This is a genomic window from Spirosoma sp. 48-14 (assembly GCF_001898575.1).
In the GTDB taxonomy this organism is placed as follows: Bacteria; Bacteroidota; Bacteroidia; order Cytophagales; family Spirosomataceae; genus Spirosoma.
This window is the reverse complement of sequence record NZ_MKUD01000020.1, coordinates 81,709-96,861: the sequence shown is the minus strand read 5'-3', so window position 1 is coordinate 96,861 and position 15,153 is coordinate 81,709. Positions and strand designations below refer to the sequence as shown.

13 protein-coding genes are annotated in these 15,153 nt (G+C 45.1%); 7 read left to right on the top strand and 6 right to left on the bottom strand.

Annotated elements, in window-relative coordinates:
- Positions 1-11 precede the first annotated feature (11 nt).
- A complete protein-coding gene (locus tag BGO59_RS12610) occupies positions 12-650 on the bottom strand; it encodes a phosphatase PAP2 family protein (RefSeq protein WP_293683979.1) in 639 nt (212 codons plus the stop codon).
- A 69-nt stretch (positions 651-719) separates the two neighbouring features.
- Positions 720-1,202, bottom strand: a complete 483-nt coding sequence (locus BGO59_RS12605) for a gliding motility lipoprotein GldH (protein WP_293683978.1) — start codon at positions 1,200-1,202, stop codon at positions 720-722.
- 107 nt (positions 1,203-1,309) lie between these two features.
- Here BGO59_RS12605 and BGO59_RS12600 point away from each other — a divergent pair, with 107 nt between their 5' ends.
- From BGO59_RS12600 to BGO59_RS12590, 3 genes are all read left to right on the top strand, one after another.
- Positions 1,310-1,669: a BlaI/MecI/CopY family transcriptional regulator gene (locus BGO59_RS12600; RefSeq protein WP_020597440.1), complete on the top strand. Its 360-nt coding sequence runs from the start codon at positions 1,310-1,312 to the stop codon at positions 1,667-1,669.
- A gap of 96 nt (positions 1,670-1,765) precedes the next feature.
- Positions 1,766-3,646, top strand: coding sequence for a M56 family metallopeptidase (locus BGO59_RS12595; RefSeq protein ID WP_293683977.1), 1,881 nt, complete (start codon positions 1,766-1,768; stop codon positions 3,644-3,646).
- 8 nt (positions 3,647-3,654) lie between these two features.
- Positions 3,655-4,602 (top strand): hypothetical protein, encoded by a 948-nt coding sequence (locus BGO59_RS12590; protein WP_293683976.1) that lies wholly within the window; start codon positions 3,655-3,657, stop codon positions 4,600-4,602.
- Between the two features lie 54 nt (positions 4,603-4,656).
- Here the strand turns inward: BGO59_RS12590 and BGO59_RS12585 are convergent, their stop codons facing one another.
- The 3 genes from BGO59_RS12585 to recQ form a co-directional block, all read right to left on the bottom strand.
- Positions 4,657-5,847, bottom strand: coding sequence for a regulatory iron-sulfur-containing complex subunit RicT (locus tag BGO59_RS12585; protein WP_293683975.1), 1,191 nt, complete (start codon positions 5,845-5,847; stop codon positions 4,657-4,659).
- A 93-nt stretch (positions 5,848-5,940) separates the two neighbouring features.
- Positions 5,941-7,227, bottom strand: a complete 1,287-nt coding sequence (gene purD, locus BGO59_RS12580; RefSeq protein WP_293683974.1) for a phosphoribosylamine--glycine ligase — start codon at positions 7,225-7,227, stop codon at positions 5,941-5,943.
- 106 nt (positions 7,228-7,333) lie between these two features.
- Complete coding sequence (recQ, locus tag BGO59_RS12575; RefSeq protein ID WP_293683973.1) at positions 7,334-9,544, bottom strand: DNA helicase RecQ; 2,211 nt, start codon at positions 9,542-9,544, stop codon at positions 7,334-7,336.
- 107 nt (positions 9,545-9,651) lie between these two features.
- Here recQ and BGO59_RS12570 point away from each other — a divergent pair, with 107 nt between their 5' ends.
- From BGO59_RS12570 to BGO59_RS12555, 4 genes are all read left to right on the top strand, one after another.
- Entirely contained in the window at positions 9,652-10,620 is a 969-nt protein-coding gene (locus BGO59_RS12570; protein WP_293683972.1) for a KpsF/GutQ family sugar-phosphate isomerase, read from the top strand.
- Positions 10,621-10,894: 274 nt separating this feature from the next.
- Entirely contained in the window at positions 10,895-11,410 is a 516-nt protein-coding gene (locus BGO59_RS12565; protein WP_080059286.1) for an RNA polymerase sigma factor, read from the top strand.
- 329 nt (positions 11,411-11,739) lie between these two features.
- Positions 11,740-13,212, top strand: coding sequence for an NAD(P)/FAD-dependent oxidoreductase (locus BGO59_RS12560; protein WP_293683971.1), 1,473 nt, complete (start codon positions 11,740-11,742; stop codon positions 13,210-13,212).
- A 126-nt stretch (positions 13,213-13,338) separates the two neighbouring features.
- Entirely contained in the window at positions 13,339-14,175 is an 837-nt protein-coding gene (locus BGO59_RS12555) for a phytoene/squalene synthase family protein (protein ID WP_293683970.1), read from the top strand.
- Positions 14,176-14,204: 29 nt separating this feature from the next.
- Here BGO59_RS12555 and BGO59_RS12550 read toward each other — a convergent pair whose 3' ends face one another.
- The gene (locus BGO59_RS12550) at positions 14,205-15,092 is read right to left on the bottom strand and encodes a cupin-like domain-containing protein (protein WP_293683969.1); all 888 of its coding nucleotides are present in this window, start codon (positions 15,090-15,092) and stop codon (positions 14,205-14,207) included.
- Positions 15,093-15,153: the final 61 nt, after the last annotated feature.

Genomic DNA, 15,153 nt, shown 5'->3' with positions numbered 1-15,153 from the left:
TAAAAGCGTTGCTAGTTGCTGTTAAATTTTGATCCTTTCATTACCCATCGGCGCATTAGTAAATAAATAATTACCGATGAAACCGTACCGATTACCGATCCGGCATATACATCTTCAACAAAATGCTGGAATAGATAAACGCGTGAAAAACCGGTCAGAGCGGCTAAAAACAGAAAAAACCAGCCCAATTCCTTGCGAGCGTATAGAAAAGCGAACAGGCTAAACATGGCAAAAGCCGAGATGGTATGTCCCGACGGAAAACTGTTGTAGCTGTGAATATCGAGCCCTTCGATCAGGTGATACTGAAAGGTTGAATGCTCAAAATATTTTAGCGGCCGGGGTGATCCATTAAATACAACTTTCTTTAAAAACTCTGATGTCAGTGACGACAAAAGGAAACTACCGAAAGCCATTGCGCCAAAACGCCAGTTGAAAATAACCAGTAGCACACAAGCAATAACAAAAGTTGCGCCATCGCCTAAGTACGTGATGTACGGAAATACTCGATCGGCCAGCAAGCTATTGCGGATATTCACCCATTGCATGAGCTGTGCCTGCGAATACATCAGTTGCAGCAAACCCACAACAACCAGTAGAACCGCATAGGGCAGAAAGAAAAGCCAGTTTTTACGGATTAAGTGAAGTAGCATTCGTTAACGTTTTGCCAGCTCAGGTAAGAAGGATGGACTGTGCCGCCGACGCTTCCTGCAGTGTAGCGCTTAGTGAGAAGACGGGGGAGTAGCTTTTTCGACGGTAATACCTACGCTCAAGATGTTAAGCAGAGGGTCCTGACGCATATACTGCCGAATCTGCATGGTATATTTTCCGGGTTTCGGAAAGCGGTAGTTGCGTTTCATCAGAAACTTATGGTCGAACAGGTCGCCTAGCCCATCACCATTCGGCTTACCCGTTTTAGGATCCATCAGAATTAATTCATCGAGCCTCGATTCGATTTCCTTGCCATTGGCATCGCGCAGATAACGCGTTAGGTATAAATTATAGTAGCCGTACGACAAGCTGTTGCGCAGGTTGTAATAGATGTTATACGGTATGGCAGCATCAGTGATTTCAAACGTGAACGATGGTGCGTTCTTGATATACCATTTACCCTCATCGATGTCGGTGTATTCTTTATAAACGGCATTCGTGTCGCAGCCAATCATCAACAAGACCATTAGCAGCCCCAAACTTAATTGCTTCATATTTCCAGAAATATTACACAAAACTACGACGGGCGGGCTGGCTTTTCAAATGGCAAAAAACTATTGAAATAGTTTGCAAACGATAAAAATAGTTCTAGCTTTGCTCTATGGAAAAGCTAACAGCCAAAGAAGAAGAAGTGATGCAGGTGCTCTGGAAAATGGAGCAAGCGTATGTAAAAGACATGGTTCCTCAGTTTACGGACCCTCCTCTCCACTACAATACAGTATCAACTATTGTCCGTAATCTGGAAGAAAAAGGCTATGTAGGCCATCGGGCTTACGGAAATACGCATGAATATTACCCAATTATTAGTAAAGAAGCCTATCAGAATAGGTTTGTTCTGAAAAAAGTAGTAGACGAATACTTTGACAACTCGTATAAAAATCTGGTCAGCTACTTTGCTAAAAATGAAAAGATTTCGGCTGATGAGCTACGGGAAATCCTGGCAATGATCGAAAAAAAATAGTCATAAATGGTCATTTGGTGGTCATTCGCTGATCAAGGAAGATAGTAGTCAATGACAATAAAATGACCATCAACACCAACAACTGACGCCTTAACTATGGAAACCCTTCGCTACATCGTGCTAGTCAATGGCCTTTTGGCCGTTGTGAGCGTTGCTTATTACGTTTTGCTCCGGCGCGAAACGTTTTTCGTAGCTAATCGAGTAGCGTTATGGGTTGGGCTGGCAGGTGCGCTGATTCTTCCCCTGCTCGAATTGCCAGACTGGCGTCCGCAGCGCGTACGGACGGTTATGCATAAAACAGCCCAGATCATTGTCCCGAAGGTACTGCCGAGCCAATCAACTACAGAACCTAGCGTGACGATTACTTTTCCGAATCAAAAAACGTATCATGCTTTTCAGAATCTTCCGAGGCCGTTTAGATGGTCCTGGCAGTTATCTCTGATGCTGCTTTACATAGTAGGTGTACTGATTTTAGCGCTCCGATTTAGCTTACAGGTCGTATCGCTCCGAAAGCTTATCCATCAATCGGTTCATGAGCCATACGACCAGTTTACTTTGGTTACGAATGAGCAGGTAACCTCACCCTTTTCCTTTTTCAACTGGGTAGTTCTCAATCCTACTCAGCATACAGACAACGAGCTGGATCAAATTTTACGACATGAGCGGGTGCACGTTCGGGAGCGGCATAGCTTCGACATGATCGGTGCCGAACTAGTTTGCATCGTTTTCTGGTTTAATCCGGCGGCTTACCTATTTCGGCACCTCGTTCATCAAACGCTTGAGTTTAGTGCCGACCGCAGCGTACTGGCAGAAGGAGTCGATGCAAAAGCGTATCAGTATAATCTATTGAAAGTTAGTCTCGCTTCAGGGCAATCAGGGGTCATTAACCACTTTAGCCGATCGGAACTCAAATCCCGTATCCTGATGCTCAACCGACGGCAATCATCCAAAACCAGCTGGCTGAAGTACCCTGTTTTCTTTATTGCGGCCTTGACCATAGCCTCAGCTTTTGCTCGTCCACATCATATTAAAACCTTAAGTCATTACTTACCTAAACCCATTGCAACGTCAATCGTAACAATGGCAACTTCGAATAAAGCAACCGATTCAAGTGATGATAGAGAAATCATTTATCAGGCCGAAACTTATAGACCCAATACTGCATCCCAAAGGCCCCCACAGCAGCTTGAACAACTAGCTGAACTACCAATTCAATCAGAAGAGGTATTAATTGATAAAGATTCTGTTCGTACTAGCCCTTCTCGTTATATCCAGTATCAAGGTAACTGGTTATTCTGGATTATAACTCCTAAAACTACGTTCGATGATCTGATAGTTATGAAGCAGGAATTTGCCAAACATGGGCATAATATGCAGCTGAATGAGATTAAATACGATCCGCTGTATGCTTACATCACCCGGCTTCAGGTATCCGTTAAACGACCCTCAGGAGGTGGAACAAGTTGCGACGAGCTAAATAACGATGATAAACCAATTCCGTCAATTGCAGGATTTGTAGGTATTGGCCTTAAGTCTCATACAGGCGGTACAGGTGGGCTGCGATACTACAAAGATTATGAGATTCCTGAACAGCTTCGCAAAACGGCTACTGAAGATGAAAAATTTATCACAAAGCTTGTGAACGATCAAGCGATGGAAAAGCTAGTTCAAGCTGGTCAACATAAATATGGCCATTTGGGTGTTGGGCCTCGTCGATTTAGTAGAGAAGAAATTATAAGACAGTCTGGAAATAATAGCTATCTGATCGTTCAGCCTGATAGCACCCTTTCAGTAGACGAGACTGCTGACTATGCTAAAGTCTTCATCAATAATGAACCTGCGGATCCCCGAGCGATTCGAATGTGGAAGGTAAATCAGCTTTACACACTACTTGTTCTATACGGGAATTCAGATTCAGGCAAACGCCCCGGTATACGTTATTTACTCTTTTACTTTAACGAAGATAACGGTAACTAATACGAACCATGTATTCCTTTACGAATCGATTTAGTGGTCCATCACTTCGTGAACGTGTGCTTATGATGAATAGTCACCGTTCGGGCTTTGCTGTCTGGTGGCGGTATAGCATTTGGGTGGTATTGATGGTAGTTATGGCATTTGCCTGTCGGCATAAGCAAAGCCGGTCTGAGCAAATCCTTAGTCCAACGACGCTACCTGCCATTAATCCCACTCGCGGGCGGGTAGTTGATCTGGAAGATCAGCAGACGTGGTATCGCCATATGGCCTTGTTTAATGACAAATTTGGTACCGAAGTCGTAGTCGGTAAGCCCGTCGTTCTTCAGCTTAAAGACAAACGGTTTGTCTTGCCCGAGGATTATAAATACTCGTCGGCAGTTTATATCGATGGGAAAGAGACTCCGATCGAAGCGCTTCAAAGCCTATCGCCCGATTTTGTAAGTGAGGTATTTGTGATTCACCAATGGGAGAATTTTGCGGATGCTGATCAGGATGCCAAACCTTATCAGATTATGATTCAAACCAGCCCACAACGCGTTCCAACCAACGACCGACGGGAGCAGTTTTTCAGTTTATTACGGGCGGCAGCAATCTCGCAAAATCCACTGGGCGAGACGCATTCCTTCAACATGAATCAATTACTGGAAGCCACTTTCTTCCATAATAAAAATGCGCTGGTCGAGCGCACTAAGAATGAGCACTTAAGCATCTACGACGAATATGCCAAGTCGGTCGATGTGTTCATTAACAACTTACCTGCCACGCCAGCCGATGTAAAAACTATTCATGTTCGCGAAGTAGCTCGCCTGTATGCAAAAGAACGACCGTACCTGGAGTGGCTGCGCCCTGACAATCCCCTCTCTCGGTTTGTGCTCAATATCCATACATCGCCTAAACGGGCCAAACGCGACAGTACTTATTACGTTTTTAGTCCTTTTTACACTGGAGATTTCTAGAGGCAGCTTATTCCTAAAATCAAGAAACCAGCCTAAAGAGCTGGTTTCTTGATTTTAGGATGCTTTGCCGTTTGGCGCTGGCTTTTGATTATCAGCCCCTTTCGACTTTTTCTTTTTCTTTTTGCCAGATCGGGCTGTGTATTTGGCATCCAGTTTTTGTAAATCGCTATTCAGGGCTGCTGCCGTAACAGGTTCTTTCTCTGTAATGGGCGTCAGCACCTCGAATGACTCAGGGATAATTCCGTTTTTATTCAGCTCAACAATATCGAGCACACGGGCAATAGGAAGGGCATGCCAGGTACTTTCGGCACTATAGCCAAACCACATCAGCTTGCGGAAAATATCGGTTTTCTGCAAGAAAGCCCTCCCCTTTTGGGTTTCTAGCGGCTTTTCTATCGTTGGAATATCCCGCAGAGCATCCATGTAGGTATCCAACTCATAGTTCAGGCAGCACTTCAACCGTCCACACTGACCAGATAACTTAGCGGGGTTCAACGACAGGTTTTGATACCGAGCCGCCGACGTAGCAATGTTTTTGAAATCCGTGAGCCAGGTGGAGCAACACAACTCGCGGCCACAGGAACCAATGCCCCCAAGCCGGCCCGCTTCCTGACGGAGGCTAATCTGCCGCATTTCGATGCGCACTTTGAACTCACTGGCAAGCATTTTAATCAACTCCCGGAAATCGACCCGCTCTTCCGACGAGTAATAGAACGTTGCCTTGGTGTTATCGGACTGGAACTCAACGTCCGATAACTTCATATTCAGTTTTAGCTCCCGAATAATTTCACGGGAACGATACAAAGCGGGCAGATCTCGCAGAATAGCCTGCTCATGACGTTCCATATCCTTCGGCGTGGCAATCCGATGAATAACTTTGGTATCGTCATTAATCTTTATGGCCCGTTTTTTTACCTGCAATCGTACCAGTTCACCTTGCAGCGACACCGCACCGATATGAAACCCCGATTGCATTTCGGCCACGACATAATCGCCCGTAGTCAGGTCGAGCTGATGAACATTCCGATAATATTCTTTCCGCCCACCTTTAAACTTTACTTCTACAACATCGTATCGACTTTTTCCAGGCATGGCTACATCGCTCAGCCAGTCGAACGAATTCAATTTATTGCAGCCCGCAGTGCCACACCCTCCGCTGCCGCATCCTTTGGTGGCTGTTTTCTCACCGTCGGATGCACCACGCTGGGTTCCACACCCGCCGGTTGCACAGGACTTACAAGACATACATTTTCAGTTTATGGTTTTCAGCTTCCAGGGCTTTACCGTCAAGCTCCCATTTTCATCTGGCAGTAGACGCATACACTAAAAGCAGAAAACTCAGTCAGCGTACCGGAGCAGGTCTAACCCTATATCTTTCCGGTACTGTTTTCCTTCAAATTGCACCATCCGGGCCGCTTCCTGCGACTTCCTGACGGCATTTTCGAGCGAGTTTGCCTGGGCTGTAATAGCCAGTACTCGCCCACCGTTCGTTACTACCTGTCCATTTTTTGCCAGTGTTCCAGCATGAAAGGCAGTTACATCCTCCAAACGCTCCAACTCAGAAATAGCTTTACCGGTCTGGTAATCGCCAGGATAGCCACCTGACACCAGTACTGTGGTAACAGCCGTTTGTGGTGACACCTGCACCGATAGTTTATCCAGTTCACCATCCGCCGTTGCGGTCATTAACTGAACAAAATCATTTTGAATCCGTGGCAAAACCACCTCGGTTTCAGGATCGCCCATGCGTGCATTATACTCAATAACAAAAGGCTCGCCGTTCACTTTCATCAGCCCTACGAAAATAAACCCCTGATAGCGAATATTTTCCTGTTGCAGCCCCAATAGCGTTGGCTTAACCACCTTATCTTCAACCTTTTTCAGGAAGGTCTGGTTCGCGAATACGACGGGCGAAACGGCTCCCATGCCACCCGTGTTAGGACCAGTATCTGCTTCACCGATACGCTTGTAATCTTTGGCCTCAGGCAGAATTTTGTAATTCTCGCCATCGGTCAGCACGAATACCGATAGTTCGATACCACGCAAAAACTGCTCAATCACTACCTTACTCCCTGCAGCGCCAAACGTCTGGCCATCGAGCATATCGGTCAGCGTCGATTGAGCCTCAGCTACTGTTTCTGCAATAATCACGCCTTTTCCGGCAGCCAGCCCATCAGCCTTCAAGACAATCGGCAGGCTGTGAGTTTCCAGATACGCTAGCCCTTCCTGCAATGTTTCGGCGGTGAACGATTTTGAGGCAGCCGTTGGGATTCCGTGTCGTAGCATAAACTGCTTGGAAAAATCCTTGCTGCCTTCCAATTGCGCCCCTTCGGCATCGGGTCCTACAATCCGTAAATCTGCCAAATCAGGCTGCTGGCGTAGAAAATCAACGATTCCTTTCACCAGCGGTTCTTCTGGCCCGACAATTAACAGGTCGATTTTCTTATCCCGAACCGTACTAGCGACAGCCGGAAAATCATTATAGCTGATGGGAATATTCGTAGCGATCTGCGTGGTTCCGGCATTTCCGGGCGCTACAAACAAATTATCACATAAGGGACTTTGCGCTAACTTCCAGGCAAAAGCGTGTTCGCGTCCTCCCGACCCTAGTATAAGTATATTCATTCTTAGTTGAGTAGTTAGGAGCGAGAAGTGAGAAGTGAGAATGCTGGCGCAAGCTAAACGCTACCGGAGAGATTCTCACTTCTCGCTCCTAACTCCTGACTCCTTTTTAATTGGCTACTTCCGACAGGAATTTGATACGCATCAGGCGTAGGTCTTGTTCAGTGAAATCATCGCCACCAAACTCACGCATAGCAACAGCAATATTGTCGCTTTCGGCGTTCATAAAGTAGTCGTAGATTTCGTCCTGTCGGTCTTCGTCCATGACTTGATTGATATAGTAATCGAGATTAAGTCGTGTACCTGAATAACAGATATGCTCAATCTCTTCCATCAGATCTTCCATACTTATGGATTTGGATTCGGCAATCTCATCCAAATCAACTTTACGGTCAATCTGCTGAATTATAAAGATTTTGACTTTTGATTTATTAACCGTCGACTTAACGACTACATCCTTAGCAGTCTCTATTTCATTTTCTTCAACGTATTTGGCAATCAGATCGATAAAAGGTCGGCCAAATTTCTGCACTTTACCCATACCAACCCCGTTGATCTGCGCCATTTCTTCGCGCGTGGTGGGGTAAGTCGTTGCCATTTCCTCCATCGATGTTTCCTGGAAGATGACATAGGGAGGCAAGTTCTTTTCTTTGGCAATTTTTTTCCGAAGTGCTTTCAGCAGCCCTAATAATTCTTCATCATAGGCTGCCCCCCCACCGGCAGGTGTCGAATCCCGGTCGTCATCGTCCTTGGTTTCGGTGTTCAACTGCTCGTAATCGTGATCTTTAGCCAGCGTTACCGGATACGGATCCTCGATGTAATTCAGCCCTTTCTGCGTCAGCTTCAGCACTCCGTAGTTATCGACATCCTTTTCCAGATAACCGTAAATGGTAATTTGTTTGATGAGCGAGCACCAGAAATTGCAGTCGTCACTAAAATCACGCCCTTTTCCATATACCGCCAGTTTGTCGTGTTCATAACTGGTCACGTACTGGTTGCTAGTTGCTGTCAGCACATCGGCCAGGTGCGTCACATCGAACCGCTGATCGGTCTGGAGTACCGTTTGCAGCGCTAACACCACTTCGTGCTGCGCTTTAAACTTTTCGGTGGACTTCATGCAGTTATCGCAAAAGCCACAGTCCTTATCCAGAAACTCACCAAAATAGCCCAGCAATTGCCGACGGCGGCACACACCCAGATTGGCATACGACACCATTTCGGTGAGCAAATGCTTGGCATTATCCCGTTCCGTAACGGGTTTATCTTTATTAAACTTCTCCAGTTTAACGATATCGTCGTAGCTGTAGAACATGAGGCAGTTGCCTTCCAGACCATCGCGACCAGCCCGACCTGTCTCCTGATAATACCCTTCGAGCGATTTGGGTGCATCATAGTGAATGACAAACCGTACATCGGGCTTGTCGATACCCATACCAAAGGCAATCGTAGCGCAGACGACATCCACGTCTTCGTTTAGAAACGCATCCTGGTTATTCATCCGGGTCTGCGGATCGAGTCCGGCATGATAAGGCAGTGCCTTTACATCGTTAACATTCAGCAGCTCAGCAATTTCTTCAACCGTCTTACGGCTCAGGCAATACACAATACCCGATTTGCCTTTATTCTGTTTAATGTATTTGATCAGTTGCTTTTTAGCGTCAACTTTTGCGCGGATTTCGTAGTAAAGATTCTTCCGATTGAACGACGTTTTATAGAGGTTGGCATCCTCCATCTGGAGGTTTTTCTGGATATCCTGTTGTACTTTAGGCGTAGCAGTAGCGGTCAGCGCAATAACGGGCAAATTACCGATGTTGTCGACAATACCCCGAATTTTGCGATACTCCGGCCGGAAATCATGTCCCCATTCCGAAATACAGTGTGCTTCATCGATAGCCACAAAGGAAATGTTGGCCTTCTTTAAAAAGTCCAAATTCTCTTCTTTCGTAAGCGACTCAGGCGCAATGTACAGTAACTTAAGAGAGCCATTCAGCGTATCCTTTTTAACCTTATTCATCTCCGCTTTTGACAGCGTTGAATTCAGAAATTGCGCGTTGATCCCAAAGGCATTTAGCTGGTCGACCTGGTTTTTCATCAGGGCAATAAGTGGAGAAATAACCACCGCAGTACCATTGCTAACAATTGCAGGAAGCTGATAACACAGTGATTTACCGGCACCTGTAGGCATAATAACGAAGGTATTACGTCCCGACAGGATACTATAAATAATGGCCTCTTGTTCTCCCCGAAATTGACTATACCCAAATATTTCTTTTAGTCGTTCTTTTAGCGACGTATGAATCGACTCATCAACCTGCATCATTCTACAAATCGTACAAAAGTTACTTTACTCTCTTTGCTTGCTGTATCTTTGTTTTATAAAGTTAGCGAATATACGCAGCAAACATTTCCTGATTGCTAAATCTGACATTGAAAGTAATAAAAAATCCTAACACAATTGCTCGTTCGGTACTGCTGGCCGAAGCCGAAGCCATTCGTAACATCGTCGATTTACTTGACGATCAATTCGATGCTACTGTCGATCTGTTGCTCAATACGACCGGACGTCTGGTTGTAACAGGCGTGGGGAAAAGCGCCCTGATTGGGCAGAAAATAGTAGCAACGCTGAATTCAACAGGTACACCTGCCCTATTTATGCATGCAGCCGATGCTATTCATGGGGACCTGGGAATGATCCAGGATAATGATGTCGTCCTGATAATTTCCAAAAGTGGCAATACAGCTGAGATTAAAGTTTTGTTGCCTTTATTAAAGCGGACCAGTGTTCGGCTGATTGCGATGGTCAGTGATCGGGATTCATATCTGGCTCGTCATGCCCATTATGTTCTTCATGCTTATGTCGAATGCGAAGCAGACCCTCTCAATCTGGCCCCGACAACGAGCACAACCGTTGCCCTGGCTTTAGGCGATGCTCTGGCTGTGAGCCTGTTAGAACTACGCGGCTTTACCCGGCAGGACTTTGCTCGTTACCATCCGGGTGGCTCACTCGGTAAAAAGTTGTATTTAAAAGTAGCGGATATTTTTCCACACAATCAGTGCCCAAGAGTTTTATCAGGCACACCGGTTCGGGAAGTAATCTTTACGATTTCCGCTAATCGTCTGGGAGCCACTGCCGTTGTGGATGAGGCCGGTTCTTTAATCGGTATTGTAACGGATGGCGATATTCGTCGGATGGCTTATGACCATAGTTCCTTCTGGAACCTTTGTGCCTGTGATGTCATGACCAAACAGCCCGTTTGCGTAGCTCCTGACGACTATGCAGTGGCCGCTTTACAACTAATGCAGGAGCGGGATATTACACAACTTATTGTTGCCGAATCTGGACAATTATATGGCTTCATTCATTTGCACGATCTGTTAAAAGAAGGTTTAGTATAGCGGATCGCCTTATTTACTGAACTTGTTCAATCATTTTCCACAAACTTTAAACAAAATCCACACTTCCGTTCCACATAATGGGGGAATTATTCCACACTTGCTACAACAGATTAATGCTAACTCTGTTCACAAAAATAATTTTGCCAAAAATTAAACGTTTGTATTTCAATGAGTTACTATAAAAAATAGCCGTATTCCCCATTCTTCTAACGAGACTGGTTGTTTTTTTGTCTTAAACAGGTCAGATGTGATTCAACAGAAAAACTAAACAGCCATGACAGCTCTCGAATTTACTAACCATATTGGCAAAGTGTCTAAGTCTTTACGCCCATTTGCGTTGCGTTTAACAAAAGATGTTGAAGATGCAAACGATCTGTTGCAAGACACCCTGCTGAAAGCGTTTACCAATCGTGATAAATATACGGATGGTACCAATCTGAAAGCTTGGTTGTATACGATCATGAAAAACACATTCATTACAAACTATCAGCGCATGGTTCGTAAGAACACGTTTATTGATACAACTGACAACCTGCATTATATCAATTCCATGGAGAGCAGCACCGATAACCTGGCCTACTCGTCGTTTGCGCAGGATGATATCAATCGGGCAGTCAACGGACTTGATGATACATATAAAACCCCATTTATGATGCATTTCCGTGGATTTAAATACCACGAGATTGCAGCTAAACTCAATATTCCTATTGGTACGGTAAAAAACCGGATTCATATTGCCCGGAAAGAATTGAAAGATCAGCTAAAAGTTTACGCATATTTTAATTCGTAATGTGATACTTTTTTGCTGACCCTCCGTCTAAGAGATATTGATTGAGTAGTTTTTGGTTAAAAAAGAGGAAGGTTCGAAAAAGTTGGGTGGCATCCGCCCAACTTTTTTTGTTTTTACCCCCTGCCAATCAGACACTTGCAATAGCTAGTACAGCTCCTATATGCTTTCCAAAAGGTTTACGGAAACATACTTCCCTTCTTTCTATTTCTGTAGTAGCCGATATTTATTCATGCCTCTGGCTGCTTTTTCATCATTTTTCGAGTAGGTTCACAAAAAAAAATAGCTTCCTCAGCTGCATAGTGTTGTCTCAATCAACAATTTTCTGACTAATGCCTCAGCGCGTACTTGTTATTGGAGCCGGATTCGCGGGCCTGGCTGCCGCAACCAGCCTTGCCGACAAAGGCTATGATGTTACAGTTCTTGAAAAAAATGAAATGCCAGGTGGCCGGGCACGGGTTTTTCAGGCCAAAGGCTTTACATTCGACATGGGTCCAAGCTGGTACTGGATGCCTGATGTTTTTGACACCTATTTTTCGCGTTTTGGCAAGAAAACTTCTGATTATTATAAGCTTGTTCGGCTCGACCCATCCTATTCAGTCATTTTCAGCTCTACAGAGGTCATTGATCTACCCGCCGGTATCCCAAATCTGGAGAAGCTTTTTGATCAGATCGAGCCAGGCAGTGGGGCGAAACTTCACCAATTTCTAAAGCAGGCTTCCTACAAGTATGAGGTAGGCATGAATAAATTTGTCTGGAAGCCCAGCCGATCTATCACCGAATTTCTGAGCCTGAAACTTCTTTATGATGTTACGCGGCTGGATGTTTTTCAATCCTTCGCTACCCACGCCCGTAAATTCTTCAAGCATCCACGATTGCTCGAGATTATTGAGTTTCCGATCCTTTTTCTGGGTGCCACCCCCGAGAATACACCCGCCATGTATAGTCTTATGAACTATGCCGAAATGGCGTTGGGCACTTGGTATCCTATGGGCGGCATGTACGAAATAGTAAAAGCAATGGTTAGCCTGGCCGAAGAAAAAGGGGTTAAATTATTGCTGAATCAGCCTGTAAAGTCAATTGAGATAGCCACAAAAAATGCAAAGCGGGTAATTACCGAAAATGGAATTTTTGAAACGGATGTTGTTATAGCCGGAGCCGACTATCATCATGTCGATACGCAACTTCTTGAAGAGCCCTATCGGAATTACGACGACGCTTATTGGCAGAAACGTATAATGGCCCCGTCGTCGCTGTTGTTCTATATTGGTGTGAACAAGCGAATTCCCCGTTTACAACACCATAACCTCTTCTTTGACGAGGATTTCAAACTACACGCAAAGGAAATCTATGAAACGCCACGCTGGCCAAGCAAACCGCTGTTTTATGCCTCAGCGCCGTCAAAAACCGATCCTGGTGTAGCACCCGAAGGCTGTGAAAACTTGTTTCTGCTGATCCCCGTAGCCCCCGATCTTACCGATAATACAGAAACGCGCGAGCATTATTTTAACATGATCATGGATCGGCTGGAAGCCTATGTAGGCGAGGAAATTCGCAGTCATATCGTGTTTAAACGGAGCTATGCCCACAGCGATTTCAAAAACGATTACCATGCCTTTAGGGGTAATGCCTATGGCCTGGCCAATACACTCCGACAAACAGCCATTCTAAAGCCTTCGTTAAAGAATAAACAGGTCAATAATCTTTTTTATACGGGTCAACTTACTGTACCAGGGCCGGGGGTTCCACCATCATTAATTTCAGGATTAGTCGTTGCTGATGAAGTTGCTAAAGAATTTGTTTAACTTTATAAGCCAAATAACTAAACAAAATGACATAAAATCGAATTTACTAAGAATGTATAGCCTTTACACTTAGGATTCGTATCTTTTTGGGCATTTACTCATTAAACCCTTCCTGCTATAAACTCTATGATGGCGTTGTTCAATAAAACCGCACTGGAATGTAGTAAGCTGATTACGGAACGTTACAGTACGTCATTTACGCTTGGCATCAAAACCCTCGATCGTAAATTTCATTTTCCGATCTACGCTATCTATGGATTCGTTCGATATGCCGACGAAATTGTGGATACGTTCCACGACTATGATAAAAAGACGCTGCTTGATCGTTTCAAATTCGATACGTATCAGGCCATCAAAGAAGGCATCAGTCTGAATCCAGTACTACAATCGTTCCAGTTGGTGGTCAGACAATACAAAATTGAGCATGAACTGATCGAGTCCTTCCTGAAAAGTATGGAGATGGACCTTTACCATCAGAACTATACATCCGAAGGGTATCAGCAATACATTTATGGCTCGGCAGAAGTCGTTGGCTTAATGTGTCTTCGTGTTTTTTGCGAAGGCGACCCGGCAGAGTTCAATCGTCTGCGCGAACCAGCCTGTAAACTGGGCGCTGCCTTTCAGAAGGTGAATTTTCTGCGGGATATGAAAAGTGACTATGTGGAGCGGGGACGTACGTACTTTCCGGGTATTGACTTCAGCAATTTCGATCTGGATGTTAAACAGTGCATCGAATGCGATATTCAGCGCGACTTCGACGAGGCCTACATCGGGATTATGAACCTGCCTCGTGGTGCACGAATGGGTGTTTATCTGGCATATATGTATTACCAGACCTTATTCAATAAGATTAAACAACTCCCAGCATCCCGGATTCAGAACGAGCGAATCCGAGTGCCTAATCCGCAAAAAATTGCCTTGTTAGCGCAAACGTATCTGAAATATCGACTTAACGTAATCTGATACTGGTAGTCTGGAAAAGCAGTGCTTCCTTACGCCATTTTTTCCACTGTGCCCAATACTGAGCCGATTACAGACAGGTAGGTCTGAACAGCACCAGCCAGCTTAGGGCGTCGTTGCTGTATATTCATATCGACCTCGTTCATAAAATTTTTCCAGTTGGAACCATTCAGGCAGTCGAGCGCAACCGAAATAGTAGGCGTTAACGAACGGGCCGTATGCCACCAGCCACAGGGAATAAACAGGGTTTCGCCAGGGCCAACCACAAATTTTATAGGTGTAGTTTTCGCAAAAAGAGGATACTTTTCCAGATCTGGATTCCAGATATCATCAACCTGCGACACCCACAGATTATCGGGCCGGGGATACACATAGGGTGTCTGATCGGGAGGAATTACCGTAAACTCTTTCTCGCCATATAGCTGCGTAATGTAGGCATGCAGACACATGTAATCGTAATGCACGTAGGGGAACTGAGCACCCGGACTACCAAAAAATATTTCCAGTGTGTTCGCCCCCGACAAAAATCGTTTGGGCAGCAGTTTACTGTTGATTCGATCGGGCAGTGCGTATTTAAAGCGAGGTAAAACGTCGGGCAACAGTTCGGGGTAATCCCGCTCAATCTGAAGTGTACACGGGTAAGGGGCTGGATTCTCCTCTGTACCCGTCAGCATCCAGTCGATGTATTCGCCCAGCGTATAGCTCTTCCCGCTAATCTCTACCTTTCGATCGCTATAATGTTTCTTAAAGAATTCAGGGGTAAACTTATTCTTTGCCGACCAGGCAGCGCAAGCATCACCAATAACGACCGGATAATTGCCGAAAAGATGCTTTTCCGCAAACTCTTCGTAACTTAAATTGTATTTCTTCTCAACAACCAGGGCTCCTTCACGAACCAGTTCAACTGTTTGGGTATCCATCTTATGGGTTGGTCAGTAGACAAAAAAGTCATTTTATACTTTAGACTTTAAGTTTACCGAC

Excerpts from the sequence above, each read along its gene's own strand:
- BGO59_RS12610 (WP_293683979.1), bottom strand. The coding sequence starts at position 650 with ATGCTACTTCACTTAATCCGTAAAAACTGGCTTTTCTTTCTGCCCTAT.
- BGO59_RS12605 (WP_293683978.1), bottom strand. The coding sequence starts at position 1,202 with ATGAAGCAATTAAGTTTGGGGCTGCTAATGGTCTTGTTGATGATTGGC.
- BGO59_RS12600 (WP_020597440.1), top strand. The coding sequence starts at position 1,310 with ATGGAAAAGCTAACAGCCAAAGAAGAAGAAGTGATGCAGGTGCTCTGG.
- BGO59_RS12595 (WP_293683977.1), top strand. The coding sequence starts at position 1,766 with ATGGAAACCCTTCGCTACATCGTGCTAGTCAATGGCCTTTTGGCCGTT.
- BGO59_RS12590 (WP_293683976.1), top strand. The coding sequence starts at position 3,655 with ATGTATTCCTTTACGAATCGATTTAGTGGTCCATCACTTCGTGAACGT.
- BGO59_RS12585 (WP_293683975.1), bottom strand. The coding sequence starts at position 5,847 with ATGTCTTGTAAGTCCTGTGCAACCGGCGGGTGTGGAACCCAGCGTGGT.
- purD (WP_293683974.1), bottom strand. The coding sequence starts at position 7,227 with ATGAATATACTTATACTAGGGTCGGGAGGACGCGAACACGCTTTTGCC.
- recQ (WP_293683973.1), bottom strand. The coding sequence starts at position 9,544 with ATGATGCAGGTTGATGAGTCGATTCATACGTCGCTAAAAGAACGACTA.
- BGO59_RS12565 (WP_080059286.1), top strand. The coding sequence starts at position 10,895 with ATGACAGCTCTCGAATTTACTAACCATATTGGCAAAGTGTCTAAGTCT.
- BGO59_RS12560 (WP_293683971.1), top strand. The coding sequence starts at position 11,740 with ATGCCTCAGCGCGTACTTGTTATTGGAGCCGGATTCGCGGGCCTGGCT.
- BGO59_RS12555 (WP_293683970.1), top strand. The coding sequence starts at position 13,339 with ATGATGGCGTTGTTCAATAAAACCGCACTGGAATGTAGTAAGCTGATT.
- BGO59_RS12550 (WP_293683969.1), bottom strand. The coding sequence starts at position 15,092 with ATGGATACCCAAACAGTTGAACTGGTTCGTGAAGGAGCCCTGGTTGTT.